Source organism: Micromonospora sp. NPDC047707 (assembly GCF_040704235.1).
Taxonomy (GTDB): domain Bacteria; phylum Actinomycetota; class Actinomycetes; order Mycobacteriales; family Micromonosporaceae; genus Micromonospora.
The window spans coordinates 1-15,868 of sequence record NZ_JBEYSU010000010.1 but is presented as its reverse complement, the minus strand read 5'-3'; the positions used below and the strand labels follow the sequence as shown (position 1 = coordinate 15,868).

The window sequence follows — 15,868 nt, the reverse complement described above, 5'->3', positions numbered from 1 at the left end:
AACAGACGTCTGTTAACAAGGTGCCCTTCCTCGCACCCGCGGGTCTGGTCGGCGTCCCGTCTAGGCTGCTCAGCGTGGAGTCCGTAGCGTTCTATGTCGCCTCCCGGCCCGCCCACGGCGAGGGTGAGCTGACCGTCCACCACCCGTACGACGGCCGCGCCGTCAGGCGTACCACCCTCGCCACGCCGAACCAGGTCGAGGCCGCGATCGCGGCAGCCGCCGGGGTGGCCGCGGCGGCCGCGGCCCTGCCCGCGCACGTGCGCGCGGCGGCCCTGGACCACGTCTCCCGGCGGCTCGCCGAGCGGGCCGACGAGGTCGCGGCGCTGATCACCGCCGAGAACGGCAAGCCGGTCAAGTGGGCCCGCGCCGAGGTCGGCCGGGCGGTCTCCACGTTCCGCTGGGCGGCCGAGGAGGCGCGGCGCTTCTCCGGCGAGCTGCAACGACTCGACACCGACCCGGCCGGCACCGCGCGGATCGCGCTGGTCCGCCGGGTGCCGCGAGGCCCGGTCCTGGGCATCGCACCGTTCAACTTCCCGCTGAACCTGGTGGCCCACAAGGTCGCCCCGGCCATCGCCGTCGGCGCCCCGATCATCGTCAAGCCGGCCCCGGCCACCCCGCTGTCGGCGCTGCTGCTCGGTGAACTCCTGGCCGAGACGGACCTGCCGGCGGGCATGTTCTCGGTGCTGCCGCTGCCCAACGAGCGCGCCGCCGACCTGGTGACCGACCCGCGGCTGCCGGTGGTGTCGTTCACCGGCTCCGGGCCGGTCGGCGCGGCCATCCGCCGGTCCGTGCCGGACAAGCACGTGACCCTGGAACTGGGCGGCAACGCGGCGACGGTGATCTGCGAGGACTGGAACTCCGACGACGACCTCAGCTTCGCCGCGCGGCGGATCGCGCTCTTCTCCAACTACCAGGCCGGGCAGTCGTGCATCGCGGTGCAACGGGTGTACGTGCACGAGTGGCTCTACGACGGCTTCCTGCCCCGGCTGGTCGCCGCCGTGCAGGAGTTGCGCACCGGTGACCCGACCGACCCGGCGACCGACGTCGGGCCGCTGGTCTCCGAGGACGCGGCGCTCCGGGTCGAGGCGTGGGTGGACGAGGCCGTCGCGGCCGGCGCGACGATCGAGGTCGGCGGCCGGCGCGAGGGCGCCAGCTACCCGCCGACCGTCCTGTCCGGCGTCCCGAAGGACGCCAGGGTCAGCGCCGAGGAGGTCTTCGGCCCGGTGCTGGTGGTCGCCCGGGTGGAGACCGACGACGCCGCGTTCGCGGCGGTCAACGACTCGGCGTACGGGTTGCAGGCGGGCGTCTTCACCCACCGTCTGGACACGGCCTTCCGCGCCGGCCGGGTCCTCGAGGTCGGTGGGGTGATCGTCGGGGACGTGCCGTCGTACCGGGCGGACCAGATGCCGTACGGGGGGATGAAGGGCAGCGGCGTCGGCCGCGAGGGCGTCCGCAGCGCGATGGACGACTACACCGAGCCGCGCGTCGTGGTCCTCACCGGCGTGGCGCTGTAAGGAAGGGCCCCCTGTTAACGCCTGGCGTACTGAAAGGGTCCCTTCCTGACACCTGCCGGGCTCACCAGGTGCCGTCGTCGCGGACGCGGGCCGGGCTGCGGCCGAGGACGAGGGCCGTCAGGGCGGTGTCCACGTCTTCGCCGAGGAACCACTCGCCCGCCTGGTCGAGTGCGAAGACCCGGCCGTGCTCGTCCACGGCGAAGACGCTCTCGCCGAACTCGGAGCCGAACGGGAACAGGCGCGCCCCGATCACCGCGCCGAGGTCGGCCAGGATGTCGGCCGAGTGGGCGCCGTGCAGCGGGTTGGTGGTGAACCGGCTGATCCACACCGTCTCGCCGGGGCCACGGCGGCTGCTCACCACGGCGGGGAAGGCCGTGAGGGCCCGCCGGGCGGCGGGGAACGGCTCGTGGCGGTGCGTCCGGCCCGGCACCTCGCACGTCTCCCGGATCGCGCCGTTCGCGAGAGCCGGATTGAACTCGCTGTCCTCCCAGCCGCCCTCCATCAGCGCGTCGGCGACCTCGGTCGGGAACCGGCCCGGGTGGTGCGGCACCTGCGGGTCGGGCCGCCACTCGGCGGTGAAGGCCAGCTCCGACCAGGGCAGGACATTGAAGTGCACCAGGAAGTTCACGCACGAGTCGCAGCTGCGCTCGGCCCGCCCCGCGTAGCGGTCGCCCGGCTCGCGGACCCGGAACACCTCGAAACGGGCGCGCGCCAGCAGCGTCTCCGCGTCCGGCATGGCCATCGGTTCGATGCCCTCGGCGGCGCGGCGGTGGTCGTACTCGTGCAGGACGTCCGAGACGACGACCAGTTCGGCGTGCCGCTCCCCACCGCGGACCAGATGGCCCGGGGGCAGCTCGTCCAGGTAGGCCCGGACGAGGGGGTGGTGGTTCAGCTCGACGTCACCCTTGGCGCCCTGCGCGCGGAACAGTTGCCCGTCGACGCTGAGGTGCGCGGCGGTGGCCGGCGTCGGTATCCGCCGGATCTCGCGGAGCAGCTGACCTGCCGGATCGACGGTGCGCGGCGCGGGCGGCCCCTCCGGCCGGTTCCGCCGGTACATCCGCTCGACCTGTTCGATCGGCACGCGGGGCCACGTGGTCACCTCGCCGGTCTGCTTGTCGACCACCGTGGTCGGCAGGTCGCCCGGGACCGTGCGGACCTCGGCGGCCACAGTGGACCGGATCACGAACCCGAGGTCGAACTCGTCGACGATCGGATGGCACTCGTGGCCGAGACGCTGTGAGTCGCGGCGGGCCCACACGGCGGCGAGCTGCTCGGCCTGCTGGCGGTCGATCACGCCTCTGAAACTACCGGACCCCACGGTTTCGTGGCGCCCGGTATGGTTCGCCCTACCGACAGTGACCGGGGGAGGGTGACGTTGGGCGAGAACGCGGACCGGGACGCCAATCGCGCGCTGCGGGCGCGGTTCGACGAGGTGTACGGCCAGTACCAGCGGTTACGGTCCGGAGTGGACGACCTGCAGCGGAAGCTGGCCGAGCTGCGTGTCACCGAACGTTCGGACGACGGACGGGTGACCGTGGTGGTCGGCGCCCGCGGCGACCTGGTCTCGGTGGACCTGGATCCCGCGATCTACCGGGACCGGGACGCGAAGGGGCTGGCCCGGACGATCACCGAGACGGCGCAGCGCGCCGCGGCCGCGGCCGGGAAGGCCACCCGCGACCTCACCGCCGGCTACCTCCCGGAGGACACCGGGGCGGCCGGCTTCCTGCGTACCGGCGATCTGTCGGCCCTGCTCGGGCGGGCCGACGCCGCACTGCACCGGGAGGCGTGATGGGCGATCAGCTCTGGCTCGACCCGCACCGGGCGCGGCGCGGCGGCGCGGACCTGGCGCACGCCGGCGCGGAGGTCACCGACCGGCGCCGGCAGGTCGGCGGCGAGATCGCGGCGGCGAGCGCGGGGCGGCCCTGGGGCCGCGACGACATCGGTGCCGCGTTCGAACGCAGCTACCGGGGGTTCGAGCAGACCGTGCTCCGGGTCTGGGAGGGCGTCGGCCGTCACCTGGAGGGTCTCGGCGCGGACGTGGTCCGGTCCGTCGACGCCACGGTACGGACCGACGCGGTGAACGCGGGCCGGATCGACCGCGTGGCCGACGGGCGCTGACCGGCGAGGAGGTCCGGATGACCCTGTTGCCGAGTCCGATTCCGCACCCGCTCGACTACTCGCCCTGGGATCTGCCCGGCTGGATGTACGACGCCCTGGACTGGGTCGTGGGTGTGGAGTGGCCGGACGGCGACGAACGTGCCGTGTGGGACCTGGCCGACCAGTGGTACGCGGTCGCCGCCGTCCTCGCCGGCCCGCACGCCGACGCGGCCGCCGCCGCCGCGGAGGTGCGCACCGGGTACGGCGGGGTCGGCGCGGTCGCCGCGGCCTTCGACGGCGCCTGGCGACGCGTGGCCGAGGGCGACGACGCCCCGCTGCCGCTGCTCCTGACGGTCAGCACCGACCTGGGTCGTCTCGTCGAGGAGTGCGGCTGCGACATCGAGGCGGCCAAGCTGGAGGTCTGGATCGAGCTGGGCATCCTCGTCGTCGAGCTGGTCGGCCTCGCGGTCGCCACCGTGCTGACCGCCGGCGCGGCCTCACCCGCGGCCGCCGCCGCGATCACCGCCACCCGCGTCATCGTCCAGCAGATCTTCAAGCGACTCCTGGCGCAGCTCGCCCGCAAGACCCTCCGGCAGGGGCTGAAGGAGGCCGGCGAGCGTGCCGCCAAGGACGTCGGCAAGGGCGGCGTCCGCGGCTTCGCCCGGCGGGCCGCCGCCGGCGGTCTGGCCGAGGCGGGCGAGGAGACCGGCGTCACCCTCGCCACCCAGGCGTACCAGAACTCCACCGGCCGGCGGGACGGCCTCGACATGGCCGAGCTGGGCACCTCCGCCGTCGGCGGGCTGGCCGGCGGCGCGGTGGCGCCGCTGGCCGGGCTGGGGCGGCACGCGACCGGCCGGGGCGCCCGCGTCGGTGAACACGTCGCCCGCGAGATGACCGGCGAGGTGCTCGCCGAGCAGGCCGCGAGCCTCGCCACCGGCCAGGGGCCGACCTCCCTGGAGGAGGCCGCGCGGGCGGCCGTCTCGGGTGCCCGCGGCTCGGCCACCACCCAGGCGGACGCCGCGCTCCAGGCCCGCCTCGACGGCCGGCTCAGCGCCCTCGCCGGCACGAGCCTGCCGCCATCCGTGCTCGCCCCGCCGGTCGCCGTCGGCACGGACGCGCCGTCGACGGGCGGGGCCCTGCCCGGCACGGACGTGGGAGGGGCATCCGGAGTGGGCGGCGCGGACGCGGGTGGGGCATCCGGTGGGATGGCGTCCGCGCCGAGCGTTCTGGCCGCCGGCCCCGCCGTCCCGCCGGTGGCGGTCGGGTCTGCCGAGGCCGCCGGTCCTGCGACGACTGCTGGGCCGGCCGAGGCCGTAGCTGGTGCGACGGCTGACGGGCCCGACACCGCCAGCCCCGCGGCAGCGTCGAATCCGGTGGTGTCCGCGGCTGCGGGACCGGTGGAGCCGCCGCAGGTGCGGGCCGAGCCGCCCGTCGCCGCCCCGTCCCGGCCGCTTGACGTGCCGTCCATGCAGGTCGACGCGTCGCCGTCGCTGGCCGGGACGCCGACGCTCTCATCGGTGGCCAACGGGCCGCTGCCCTCGGCCGGGCTGGCCGGTGCCGACGGTCCGCCGGTAGCCGCACCACCGGTCTCCGCGGGACAGTCACCGGTCACCGCCGGCCCGGTGGCGCAGTCCGCCGCCGCGCCCCTCGCCGGCTCGGTCGCCGCCGTCCCGGTTGGCCCGGTGCCCCAGACCGGCGCGGCGACGCCGCCGCTCGCCGGTCCGACGCCGCCCGTCACCACCGATCCGGTGGCACGGTCCGGTGCTGTGGCGCCGCCGCTCACCGGCCCGAACACGCCGGCCCCGGATGACGCGGTGACGCGGTCCGGGAGCGCGCCGCCGCTGGCCGGGCCGGACACCCGGCACGGCACCGGCTTCGCGCCACCTCTCCCGCCGACGCCGCCACCGACCCTCCGGCCGTCGGACGCCCCGTTGGTGGTCGGACCGGAAGCGCTCCGGCCCCGCACCCCCGAGTGGTACGCCGCGCGGTGGGCCGCCGACCACGAGGCCTTCGAACGGCGCCGCTACCGGGGGCACTTCGAGCACCAGCGGAACAACCACGAGGAGAACCGCCGCCGGGACCGCGCCGACCACCTGCGCCAGGCGGCGGACCGCGCGTACGACGAGGCGCGCTGGCTGATCGGCGAGAGCCGGCGACTGGCCCGGGCCGGGTACCGGGCGGTGTCAGAGCGGATCTTCGCCGAGGGCCGCGAGCGCGAGAGTTGGTGCCACCGGCAGCGGGATGTCGCGGACGCGGTCCTGGCCGGGACGCGGGCGCCGGGCGTCGTCGCGGTCGTCGGCGACGACTTCGAGCGCATCAACGACGACGTGGGGGACCTTGCGCGCGGCGCGGTCGGGACCAGTGACCGTTCGGCGCTGACCGGCGACGACCATCCGCCGCCGATCGACCGCACCCGGCGGTACCACCGTCGAGGTGGCCTGCGCCCGCCGCTGGCGCTGCACCAGCGCGACGTGGAGCGGCGGATGCCGAGACGGTCCGACGGCACCGTGACCCGTACGGCGGACCCGCGCGTCGGCGGGTGGTTCGGGCTGGTCAACGACGGCGGGCCGCAGGCCGACCCGACGCGCGGCATCAACTGCGTCGACTGCACCCTGTCCCTCTTCGACACCTGGGTGCACGGGCGTCCCCGGGTCTCGGCACCCCGCACCTTCGACGCGTACGCCCTCGGCGACGTCACCCGGCCCCTCAACGGTGAGGCGGATGGTCCGGGGCGGATCGAGGACGTCACCGGCGGGCGCTTCCAGCGCCTCTGCGAGACGCCGACGGAGATGCCGCCGGCCGAGCGGGCGCGCGTTCTCGACACCGGCTACCGGAACCTGCGCGACCAGTTGCTCGTCGGCGGCCACGGCAGCTTCGCGTTCGTCATCAACCGGTGGGAGGGCGGCGGCTCCCACATCTGGGTGGCGTTGAACCAGAACGGGACCGTCCTCCACCTCGACCCGCAGTCCGGCGAGATCGCCGACGAACCGCTGGGCCACCACCGGGGCGTGCCGCACCCGTACAACGCCGTCGACGCGGACGTCCTCATCCTCGCCGGTGACGGCGAACCGATGCCGCTGGCGGGGCTGCGGCGTGGCCTGTTCAGCCAACGACCGGACCTGCCGGCGTACCCACCGGCGACCGAGCATCAGGGGTACGGCGAGCCGTACCTCAACCGCGTTCACCTCCTCGCCACCCCCGGCTCCGCAGACCCTGAATCTGCCCATGCCGGAGGAGAACAACCGGGACGAGGCCAGGGCGAGAGCGGGAGTCAAGGGCACTGGGAGCGCGTGCGAGGGCTCCTCCCGTCGGATGACTCTGGGTATCGGATTTCGCCACGGGACTGCGAATTCCTCGGTATCACACCGGAGGCGGTAGCGATGTGGGCCGAGAGGATCGCGCCCCTCGGCTTGACGCCAGAGGAGTTCGATCGGCTCTCCAAGGATCTCTTCCGTGCGCTCGAGGCAGATGGCATCGAGGCGAATCAGGCCGATGTTCGCCTCAAAGGCTCCTCGTCCGCCTTCTTTTCCGGTCTTCATAAGCGGCTGCCGGCAAAGGAAGAGTTGGCCGAACGTCCGGAAGCCGCGGCGCGGCTGGACGCGTGGCGGGGAGACGGTGACCTACCCGTACGGCGGCCGTTCGACTCTATGCACAAGTTGGGCCTGGAGGATCCGAGCGACTATGACTTCCAGCTTTCGTCGGACCCGATGGTGGACCGAGCGCGGGAGTTGGGTGCCCAGCACTTTCCGGATGTGCCGGTCGTCAACAAGACATACGGCTTCGTGACGAAGAAGATCGCCCGACTGTGCTTCCCTGCCCTGTTCGCATGGGCCGACGAGTACACGCGACTCCTTGGCCGGGACGTTGTGCCAGCGATCTTCACGGGTGCCGGGCCGCCGGACCGCTCACACCTAGGCGTATCGTCCCATTTCAGAGACTCCGACTGGCGAATCGAGGGCGGCCGTGATTAACAGTTGGGCCGTCAGGCTCGGCGAGAAGCTTGACCAGTCGAGCCTCGATGAACTCAGGTCGAAGCTGGGCATGCGCGCGTCGGGCAGGCTGACGGACGACTGGGACGAGTTGTTTGGCGAAGGCACGAGGGCGATCGGCGACAAGTCGGTCCAAGTCGAACTGTGGCGGGACGTTGACACGTCAGAGTGGCGCCTCGATGTCGAGATGCCCTCGGAACTGTCTGAGGCTCAGGCAGCAGAGGTTCTGGCTGAGGTCCAGGAGGCCGCAGCATCCATGGGCCTGACGATCGTGTCGAGCCTCAGACGGCCAAGCAGGCGTTGACCTGCAAGCGCGCCGGGCGGGGCCCGGGCGGGCGGCATGAGACGGGCGAACGGGCCGGGCGGGCGGCACGAGACGGGCGGACGCGGGCGGGTGCAGCGGCGGTCCAGCAGGGTAATGCGGGGCACATCCGGAGCGCTCTATGACCGGGCGTTGTCCACCCCCGGTAGTAGCCTGACCGGCGGACCCCCGTCCCTGGGGGAGGAACGGCGAGGTGATCATGTCGGTTCGGCGGCACGCGGCGCGACTCGCGGCGGTCAGCGCGGTGGTGGGCGGCCTCGTCGCTCTCGGTGCGACCCCGGCGCTCGCCGACGAGGACTCGGTCCGGGTGGGCGCCGCCGGGCGATTCAAGGCCGGTGGCTCGGCTGAGGGCGTCGCCGTGGAGGTGCGCAAGCGTACGGACGGCTGTGTCCTGCTGCGTACCGCGCTCGCCCTTCGTCTGGACGGGCTCCGGGCCGACCAGGTCCGGGTGGAGGTCAACGCGGGCGGACGCTGGTTCCCGGTGGCGCTGTCCGGAAGCGGGGGCGGGGTGAGCACGGCGGCCACCTCCCCGGCGAACCCGCGGCTGTGCAAGGGCAAAAGCATCACCGTGCGGTACCGGGTGGCGTTCGCCGCCGGCACACCGGACGGCCGGTTGACCGTCGTCGGCGAGGCGACCAACGCGGTCGGGCAGGTGCTGGGTCGAGGGTCCGACAACTCCCGTGTGGACGGTGGCCGGGTTTCCGCCTCGCCCACGCCGTCGCGGTCGCGGACCCCGTCACCGACCCCCAGCGCGGCCGTGACGGAGGCCGCCGCCGAGGACGGGGCGTCCGTCGAGGCCCTCGCCAATCCCGCGGGTGGGGCGGCCAGCCCGGTGGCGGCCGAGGAGTCCGGCGGGTCCCCGATCATGTTCTTCGGCCTGGCCATGGTCGCGGTCGGGATCGTGCTGATCGTCCTGCTGGTCCGCCGCTTCCGGGAGGACAAGGAGGAGCCGGGGAGCGGTGCCCCGACCTCCGGTGGCAGCACCTACCGCTCGGCGCAGGGCCCGCCGGTCCTGCCCGGCCAGCCCGGTCAGGTGTACGGGCAGCCGGCCACCGGCCGTCCGGCCACGCCCGGCCTGTACGGAGCCCCGCCCGCCCAGCGTTCCGCCGGCCTCTACGGCGCCCCGCCGGATGCGACCCAGGCGATGCCGGGTGCCCCCACCCCTCGGGACCCCTACGGCACCCCGCCACCGTCGACTCCTCCCGTACCCGGGCAGCACGGCACGCCGGCTTCCGGAACGCCCGGAGGCGCCGGGGATGAGAACCGCACCCGGTTCATGCCCCGGATGCCCGACTGACTCCGGGCGGACGGCGCAGCGCGCCGCCCGCCCGGGTGGAACCGTGCAGGGCGCCGGTGATTCGGCCGGGCGCCTGCTGCCGGTCAGCAGTGACCGGACACGGTGGTGCTCTTGATGTCCTTGACCTCGATGCCCGGACCAAAACGGGTGTCGTACAGCTTCGCGATCGCGTGGTATTTCTTCTTCGGATCGACGTCAGAACACGGCTCGGAGGTCGAGAGATACGTGTAACCCGAGGCGTGGAAGCCCTTGTACCGGCTGGCGACGGAGGTGTTGCCGTGCCAGTCGTCGCGATAGATGGAGATGCGAATAGCGAAGTGTTCCTTCTTCAGGCAGTTCACGTCCGCCCGGGCGTACATCGAGCCCGGGTCCTTGCTGATCTTCACGCTGAGGCTGCAGTCGTGCGGCCGCGCTGCGGCGGGGGAGGCCGGTAGCAGCGCTCCCGCGGCGGCCAGGGACGTGGCGGCCACGGACATCGCGGCGAGCCGGAGAAGTCGCTTCCTTCGTGCCAAGGTTGCTCCCATTTCCATAGCGCCTGCATTGCGGTACGCCACGTCCCGACACCGATAAAGGTGCCCGGACCGGGGATTGGCGCGGATGCTGTTCGGCAGCATTCCTCAGGCGCTGGAACGGAGGCTATTGCGCGTTAAGGAATCCCGGCAACCCCGCATACACAAATCTAATTATTCTGGGAATTGCGGACGTGGCCCGTCGACGGGTGGCCGCACGAGTTCACCTCCCGGCTCCGCGCCTGAGCCCAGCCGCGGAGCCGCCCTCCGATACGCTCAGGCCGTTGACGACCTGCAGCCCGAGGAGCGGAACCGGTGTCTGATCTGTCCCAGATCGTGAAGGCCTACGACATTCGTGGGACGGTGCCGGACCAGTGGGACGAGCGCACGGCGGAGGCGCTGGGCGTGGCCTTCACCCAGGTCCTCAACGCCTCCGGTGAGCCCGGCGAGGCGGTGCTGATCGCCCACGACATGCGCGCCACCGGCCCCGGCCTCGCCGCGGCCTTCGCCGCCGGCGTCCGCACCGAGGGTCGTACGGTCATCGAGCTGGGCCTGGCCTCCACCGACATGCTCTACTACGCCTCCGGATCGCTCGACCTGCCCGGGGCGATGTTCACCGCAAGCCACAACCCGGCGCAGTACAACGGCATCAAGATGTGCCGTTCCGGGGCCCGGCCGATCGGCCAGGACAGCGGCCTGGCCGAGATCCGCGACCGGGCGCAGGCTCTGCTGGACTCGGGCGAGGCGCGGCCCGCCGGCGACCCGACCGCGCCGGTGCAGCAGCGCAACCTACTCGCCGACTACGCGGCGTACCTGCGCAAGCTGGTCGACCTCTCCCGGATCCGGCCGCTGAAGGTCGTGGTGGACGCGGGGAACGGCATGGGCGGGTACACCGTCCCGACCGTGCTCGGTGACGCCGCGCTGCCGGCCCTGCCACTGGAGATCGTGCCGCTCTACTTCGAGCTGGACGGCACGTTCCCCAACCACGAGGCGAACCCGCTCGACCCCAAGAACCTGGTCGACCTCCAGCGGGCCGTGCTCGCGCACGGCGCGGAGATCGGCCTGGCCTTCGACGGCGACGCGGATCGGTGCTTCGTGGTGGACGAGCGTGGGGAGCCGGTCTCGCCGTCCGCGATCACCGCGATGGTCGCCGCCCGTGAGCTGGCCAAGCACCCCGGCTCGACGGTGATCCACAACCTCATCACGTCCAGCGCGGTGCCCGAGATCATCCGGGAGAACGGCGGCCAGCCGGTCGTCTCCCGGGTGGGGCACTCGTTCATCAAGGCGGAGATGGCCCGGACCAACGCGGTCTTCGGTGGTGAGCACTCCGCCCACTACTACTTCCGGGACTTCTGGTTCGCCGACACCGGCATGCTCGCGGCGATGCACACCCTGGCCGCGTTGGGCGAGCAGTCGCTGCCGCTGTCGGTGCTGGCCGGCGAGTACGAGCGGTACGTCGCCTCCGGCGAGATCAACTCCACCGTGGCCGACCAGGCGGCGAAGATCGCCGAGGTGCGCGACGCGTACCCCGACGCGGAGGCGGACGAGCTGGACGGCCTCACCCTGCGTTTCCCCGACGGCGCCTGGTTCAACCTGCGGGCCTCGAACACCGAGCCGCTGCTGCGGCTCAACGTGGAGGCGCCGACCCGGCAGCGGATGACCTCGCTCCGCGACGAGGTGCTCGACCGGGTTCGCCGATAAGATCGCGTGCGCCGGTCGGCACCGCCGTCCGGTGAAGCCGCACACGTGGAAGGAGCCGTGCCATGGCCCTGGATCCGCAGTTGCTCGAGATCCTCGCCTGCCCGGACACGCACCACGCCCCGCTGGACTACGACGCCCAGGCGCAGACGCTGACCTGCACGGAGTGCGGCCGGATCTTCGAGGTCCGCGACGACGTGCCGGTACTGCTGCTCGACGAGGCGCGCGGCGGCCCCGCGGAGCGGTCGTGATCGACGGTACGGCCGGAGTGAGCGGCCACCGCGACGCCGACGAGGCCCTGCTCGACGACCCGGATGCGCTCGCCGAGCGGGACCCGGGCGGAATGCTGCGGCACATCGCCTCGGCGGGTGCGCAGGTCCGCGAGTCGGCGGCACTCGCCGCCGAGGCCAACCTCGCCGTGCTCGGTGACGAGGGGCGGCCACGCGCGGTCGTCATCGCCGGCATCGGCACCGCCGGGCGGACCGGTGACGTCCTCGCCACGGTCGCCGGCCCGCGCTGCCCGGTCCCGGTGATCCCGCACCGCAGCGCCGGCGTGCCCGGCTGGGTCGGCGCCGCCGACGTGGTCATCGCGGTCAGTGCCTCCGGCCGGAGCCCTGAGGCGCTCGGCGCGGCCGAGGCGGCTCACCGGCGCGGTGCCCGCCTGGTCGCGGTCGGCGCCCCGGACTCGCAGCTCCAGTCCGTGGCCGAGCGCGCCCGCGCGCCGTTCATCCCGGTGCCCCGCCGCGCGCCGGCCCGGGCCAGCCTCTGGGCGCTCACCGTGCCGGTTCTGCTCGCCGCCCGTACGCTCGGCCTCGTGAAGGTGAACGAGGCGGACCTGGCCGAGACCGCGGCCCGGCTCGACGCCGACGCCGACCGCTGCCGCCCGACGGCCGAGTCCTTCGTCAACCCGGCGAAGTCGCTCGCGCTGGGCCTGGCCGGCTCCGTTCCCATCGTCTGGGGCTCGTCACCGCTGGCGACCGTCGCGGCCCGCCGGTTCGGCGACACGCTGTCGGCGAACGCCCGCTACCCGGTCGTGTCCGGGGCGCTCGGCGAGGCCGGCCGGGGCCGCGTCGGCCTCCTCGACGGTGTCTTCGGCGGCCTGGTCGAGGGGGAGCGGGACATCTTCGCCGACCCGGACGAGGAGCGGCCCGCCGGCACGCGGCTGCGGCTGGTGCTGCTGCGGGACGGCGGGCTCAACCCCGAGGAGGACGCCGACGAGCCCCTCGCGGTCGAGGAGCGGCGGGCGGAGGCCGTCCAGACGCTCGCCGAACGGCGGGGCGTGCGCTGCGACGTGGTCACCGCCGAGGGCGGTTCCGCGTTGGAGCGGCTCGCCTCTCTGGTCGCGGTCCCGGACTTCGCCTCGATCTACCTTGCCCTGGCACACGGGCTGGACCCGATGGCCGTCCCGGCCATCACGGAGATGAAGGAGCTGGCGAACCAGTGAGCGAACGCAAGACGGCGCGGCGGAGCGAGGCGGCGGCGTGAGTGCCGACGGTGGTACGAAGGCGATCGTCGCCGCGCTGCTGGCCAACGTCGGCATCGCCATCACCAAGTTCATCGCGTTCCTGCTGACCGGCCTCTCGTCGATGCTGGCCGAGTCGATCCACTCGGTCGCCGACTCCGGCAACCAGGCGCTGCTGCTGCTCGGCGGCAAGCGGGCCAAGCGCGCCGCCACCCCGCAGCACCCGTTCGGGTACGGGCGGGAGCGCTACATCTACGCGTTCATCGTGTCAATCGTGCTGTTCACCGTCGGTGGCCTCTTCGCGCTCTACGAGGCGTACCACAAGTGGTCCCACCCCGAGACTCCGGACAAGTGGCAGTGGGTCCCGGTGGTCGTGCTGGTGGTGGCGATCGTGATGGAGTCGTTCTCCTTCCGCACCGCGATCGTGGAGTCGAACCGCGTTCGGGGCAACCAGTCCTGGGTGCGCTTCGTGCGGCGGGCCAAGGCCCCCGAGCTTCCGGTGGTGCTGCTGGAGGACCTCGGCGCGCTGCTCGGTCTGGTCTTCGCGCTCTTCGGCGTGAGCATGACGCTGATCACGGACAATTCGCGGTGGGACGCCGCCGGCACCGCCATGATCGGTGTGCTGTTGGTGGTCATCGCCGTCATCCTGGCCATCGAGACCAAGAGCCTGCTGCTCGGTGAGGGTGCCGAGGCGCACGACGTGACGGCCATCGAGAAGGCGATCACGGCCGGCCCGGAGATCGAGCGGATCATCCACATGAAGACGCTCTACCTGGGCCCGGATGAGCTGATGGTGGCGGCGAAGATCGGCGTCCGCACCTGGCACAGCGCCGAGGAGCTGGCCGGTGGCATCAACGCGGTCGAGGCGCGGATCCGCACGGCCGTTCCCGCCGCCCGGGTCATCTACCTGGAGCCGGACATCTACCACGCCGGCGCGGACCGGGCCGACTCCGGCGCCGCCGGCCACACCGGGCCCGGAGAAGCCGCCGGGCGGTCCGGGGGCTGACGGGTGGAGCTGCTGTACGGGCCGATCCGGAACTACGCCTGGGGGTCCCGATCGGCGATCGCCACCCTGCAGGGGCGGCCGGTGCCGAGCGACGAGCCGGAGGCGGAGCTGTGGCTGGGCGCCCACCCGGGCGCTCCGGCCACGGTGGACCGGGACGGCGACCGCGTCAGCCTGGTCGACCTGTTGCTCGCCGAGCCGGGGCACTGGCTCGGCGAGCAGGTGGTCGACCGGTTCGGCACCCGGCTGCCGTTCCTGCTCAAGGTGCTCGCCGCCGACGCGCCGCTCAGCCTCCAGGCGCACCCGGACCCGGACCAGGCCCGCGCCGGGCACGCCGCTGACGCGGCGCGTCCCGAGGCGCAACGCAACTACGTGGATCCGCACCACAAGCCCGAGCTGCTGGTGGCGCTGTCGTCGATGGAGGCGCTCTGCGGCTTCCGTGATCCGGCGGTGTCGGCGGAGGTGCTCGCCGCGTTCGGCGTACCGTCACTGGAGCCGGTGCTGACCGCGTTGCGCGCCGGGCCGGCGGGCCTGTCCGACGCCGTACGCCTGCTGCTGACCTGGCCCGCCGCCGAGCGGGACGCGCTGGTGGCCGCCGTGGCGTCGGCGCCGGGCGGCGGGCTCGACGCCGAGTTGGCGCGCGATCTGGCGGCGGCCTATCCGGGTGATCCCGGGGTGTTGGTGGCGCTGCTGCTCAATCGCGTGCGGATCGCGCCGGGAGAGGCGATCTGGATGCCGGCCGGCAACCTGCACGCCTACCTGCGTGGCACGGGCGTGGAGATCATGGCCGCGAGTGACAACGTGCTGCGCGGTGGCCTCACCCCGAAGCGTGTGGACGTGGACGAGCTACTCCGGGTGCTGCGGTTCGAGGTGCTGCACGACCCGGTGGTGCGTGCCCGCGACGTCGCGCCCGGGGTGGTCTGCTGGCCGGTGCCGGTGGACGACTTCGCACTGCACCGGGTGCGGGTGGGCGCGGACCTGCCCGAGGTGACGCTGCCGCTGGCCGGGCCCCGGGTGGTGCTCTGCGGGGCTGGCGGGCTCACGGTCGATGACGGGACCGGCAAGGTGGCGCTCGCGCCGGGGCAGGCCGCCGTGGGCCCGGCTGCCGCGGGTGACCTGCACCTCTCGGGTGCGGGTGAGGCGTACGTCGCGAGCTGCGGCCTGCGCTGAGCGGCGCGGGTCCTGTCGAACGAACAAGTCCGACTTTCCCGGAATGGCTTGACGCGGTATCAGCGCAGTGTGACTCTATGAGTACGCAGCGTTATCGCGACGACGGTCCCGAGAACGCGCGGGGAACCAAACCGGGGGGATGCACGGGGCGGCCGGCCCGTGGGCGGAAAGTCCGTCCACCACCGACCGCCCCGTGCGCTGTTCACCGACCGGGCGGTGGTCCCTCGGGATGCGCGCGTAAGGTGGATGGTCGCGCTGCACATCGTCCGACAGGAGCTTTCATGACCAGCACCCTCCCGGCGTCCGCCAGCGGAACGCCCCGGCCGAGCACCCTCGCCGAGGGCGATTTCAAGGTGGCGGATCTGTCGCTTGCTGAGTTTGGGCGTAAGGAGATCCGGCTTGCGGAGCATGAGATGCCGGGTTTGATGGCGATTCGTGGTGAGTTCGCCGGGGCGCAGCCGTTGGCGGGTGCGCGGATCACGGGTTCTTTGCATATGACGATTCAGACCGCCGTGTTGATTGAGACCCTGGTGGCGTTGGGTGCGCAGGTGCGGTGGGCGTCGTGCAACATCTTCTCCACTCAGGACCATGCGGCTGCGGCGGTCGTGGTTGGTCCGGACGGTACTGCGGACAGCCCGGCGGGGGTGCCGGTGTATGCGTGGAAGGGCGAGAGCCTTCAGGAGTACTGGTGGTGCACGGAGCAGGTGTTGGCGTGGCCGGATGGTGGGGGTCCGAACATGATCCTCGACGACGGTGGGGACGCGACGTTGTTGGTGCACAAGGGTGTGGAGTTTGAGAGGGCGGGTG

Annotated in this window: 14 protein-coding genes; 12 read left to right on the top strand and 2 right to left on the bottom strand. The window is 73.0% G+C overall.

Features of this window, described 5'->3' with window-relative positions; translation table 11 throughout:
* The first annotated feature begins 74 nt into the window (after positions 1 to 74).
* Positions 75 to 1,514 (top strand): aldehyde dehydrogenase family protein, encoded by a 1,440-nt coding sequence (locus AB0873_RS13760; protein WP_366600026.1) that lies wholly within the window; start codon positions 75 to 77, stop codon positions 1,512 to 1,514.
* 61 nt (positions 1,515 to 1,575) lie between these two features.
* On the opposite strand, the gene AB0873_RS13755 is transcribed toward AB0873_RS13760, so the two are convergent.
* On the bottom strand, positions 1,576 to 2,808 hold the full coding sequence (locus AB0873_RS13755) for an SUKH-3 domain-containing protein (protein WP_366600025.1): 1,233 nt from the start codon (positions 2,806 to 2,808) through the stop codon (positions 1,576 to 1,578).
* A 75-nt stretch (positions 2,809 to 2,883) separates the two neighbouring features.
* Here AB0873_RS13755 and AB0873_RS13750 point away from each other — a divergent pair, with 75 nt between their 5' ends.
* The 5 genes from AB0873_RS13750 (at position 2,884) to AB0873_RS13730 (ending at position 9,219) form a co-directional block, all read left to right on the top strand.
* Complete coding sequence (locus AB0873_RS13750; RefSeq protein ID WP_366600023.1) at positions 2,884 to 3,303, top strand: YbaB/EbfC family nucleoid-associated protein; 420 nt, start codon at positions 2,884 to 2,886, stop codon at positions 3,301 to 3,303.
* Complete coding sequence (locus AB0873_RS13745; RefSeq protein WP_366600022.1) at positions 3,303 to 3,632, top strand: hypothetical protein; 330 nt, start codon at positions 3,303 to 3,305, stop codon at positions 3,630 to 3,632. The genes AB0873_RS13750 and AB0873_RS13745 overlap by 1 nt, the downstream gene beginning before the upstream one ends.
* Positions 3,633 to 3,649: 17 nt before the next feature.
* Positions 3,650 to 7,582 (top strand): toxin glutamine deamidase domain-containing protein, encoded by a 3,933-nt coding sequence (locus AB0873_RS13740; protein ID WP_366600021.1) that lies wholly within the window; start codon positions 3,650 to 3,652, stop codon positions 7,580 to 7,582.
* Positions 7,575 to 7,904 carry a hypothetical protein gene (locus tag AB0873_RS13735; RefSeq protein WP_366600020.1) on the top strand — a complete coding sequence of 110 codons (330 nt, stop codon included), beginning with the start codon at positions 7,575 to 7,577 and terminating at the stop codon, positions 7,902 to 7,904. Before AB0873_RS13740 ends, AB0873_RS13735 begins: the two co-directional genes overlap by 8 nt.
* 217 nt (positions 7,905 to 8,121) lie before the next feature.
* Positions 8,122 to 9,219 carry a hypothetical protein gene (locus AB0873_RS13730; RefSeq protein ID WP_366600172.1) on the top strand — a complete coding sequence of 366 codons (1,098 nt, stop codon included), beginning with the start codon at positions 8,122 to 8,124 and terminating at the stop codon, positions 9,217 to 9,219.
* Positions 9,220 to 9,302: 83 nt separating this feature from the next.
* Here AB0873_RS13730 and AB0873_RS13725 read toward each other — a convergent pair whose 3' ends face one another.
* Positions 9,303 to 9,773: a hypothetical protein gene (locus AB0873_RS13725; RefSeq protein ID WP_366600019.1), complete on the bottom strand. Its 471-nt coding sequence runs from the start codon at positions 9,771 to 9,773 to the stop codon at positions 9,303 to 9,305.
* Between the two features lie 270 nt (positions 9,774 to 10,043).
* Here AB0873_RS13725 and AB0873_RS13720 point away from each other — a divergent pair, with 270 nt between their 5' ends.
* The 6 genes from AB0873_RS13720 to AB0873_RS13695 form a co-directional block, all read left to right on the top strand.
* Positions 10,044 to 11,429 carry a phosphomannomutase/phosphoglucomutase gene (locus AB0873_RS13720; protein WP_366600018.1) on the top strand — a complete coding sequence of 462 codons (1,386 nt, stop codon included), beginning with the start codon at positions 10,044 to 10,046 and terminating at the stop codon, positions 11,427 to 11,429.
* Positions 11,430 to 11,491: 62 nt separating this feature from the next.
* On the top strand, positions 11,492 to 11,677 hold the full coding sequence (locus AB0873_RS13715; RefSeq protein WP_366600016.1) for a Trm112 family protein: 186 nt from the start codon (positions 11,492 to 11,494) through the stop codon (positions 11,675 to 11,677).
* Entirely contained in the window at positions 11,674 to 12,870 is a 1,197-nt protein-coding gene (locus AB0873_RS13710; RefSeq protein WP_366600015.1) for an SIS domain-containing protein, read from the top strand. The genes AB0873_RS13715 and AB0873_RS13710 overlap by 4 nt, the downstream gene beginning before the upstream one ends.
* 37 nt (positions 12,871 to 12,907) lie before the next feature.
* Entirely contained in the window at positions 12,908 to 13,894 is a 987-nt protein-coding gene (locus AB0873_RS13705) for a cation diffusion facilitator family transporter (protein WP_366600014.1), read from the top strand.
* Between the two features lie 3 nt (positions 13,895 to 13,897).
* Positions 13,898 to 15,061 carry a mannose-6-phosphate isomerase, class I gene (manA, locus tag AB0873_RS13700; protein WP_366600013.1) on the top strand — a complete coding sequence of 388 codons (1,164 nt, stop codon included), beginning with the start codon at positions 13,898 to 13,900 and terminating at the stop codon, positions 15,059 to 15,061.
* A gap of 281 nt (positions 15,062 to 15,342) precedes the next feature.
* Positions 15,343 to 15,868: adenosylhomocysteinase (locus AB0873_RS13695; protein WP_366600011.1), on the top strand; the 526-nt coding region annotated here is incomplete at its 3' end.

What these genes read in the sequence shown, in the direction of transcription:
- AB0873_RS13745 (WP_366600022.1), top strand. Translation starts at nt 3,303, where the DNA reads ATGGGCGATCAGCTCTGGCTCGACCCGCACCGGGCGCGGCGCGGCGGC.
- AB0873_RS13740 (WP_366600021.1), top strand. Translation starts at nt 3,650, where the DNA reads ATGACCCTGTTGCCGAGTCCGATTCCGCACCCGCTCGACTACTCGCCC.
- AB0873_RS13730 (WP_366600172.1), top strand. Translation starts at nt 8,122, where the DNA reads ATGTCGGTTCGGCGGCACGCGGCGCGACTCGCGGCGGTCAGCGCGGTG.
- AB0873_RS13715 (WP_366600016.1), top strand. Translation starts at nt 11,492, where the DNA reads ATGGCCCTGGATCCGCAGTTGCTCGAGATCCTCGCCTGCCCGGACACG.